The sequence below is a fragment of the Treponema sp. R8-4-B8 genome (assembly GCF_054786175.1).
The window spans coordinates 1-431 of sequence record NZ_BDHE01000453.1 but is presented as its reverse complement, the minus strand read 5'-3'; the positions used below and the strand labels follow the sequence as shown (position 1 = coordinate 431).

Genomic DNA, 431 nt, shown 5'->3' with positions numbered 1-431 from the left:
GTCCTCCTGCACGTCCTCCTTCGCTGCCTTCATCGCTGCCTTCTTCTCGGCCTTCTTCACGAGCATCTTCCTGCCAGACCTCCTTTGCGGTGTCCCAGTTACATTTCGTTGTCAGCATGCTCATTACCTCCTTTGCGTGGTTTTCCATTAGCTCTTTCAATATATCATGTTCGCGGCAGTATTGCACGGATTTTTTCATCGCTTCTTTTAGGGGCAGGCCCTCTTTCAGAAACTCCCTCACCTTTGATATGAACGCGCTGTATTCGGCTAGGGTTTGGCGCTTTCGCGCTATCTGTTCGTTCTTGCCCTCGTTTATGTTTATTACCCTCACTTCCAGTTCCATGGCGGGGAACTTGACTTTTGAACACTCCGTGCCTTCCGTGCTTATGAACAAACCTGATACTCTTATCATCTTCTCGTACGGGAACGGG

The 431-nt window shown here is 49.7% G+C and carries 1 pseudogene; it reads right to left on the bottom strand.

Features of this window, described 5'->3' with window-relative positions:
- Positions 1 to 412: pseudogene (locus tag ACYVRA_RS09210) on the bottom strand (Rpn family recombination-promoting nuclease/putative transposase); the annotation flags it as partial.
- Positions 413 to 431: the final 19 nt, after the last annotated feature.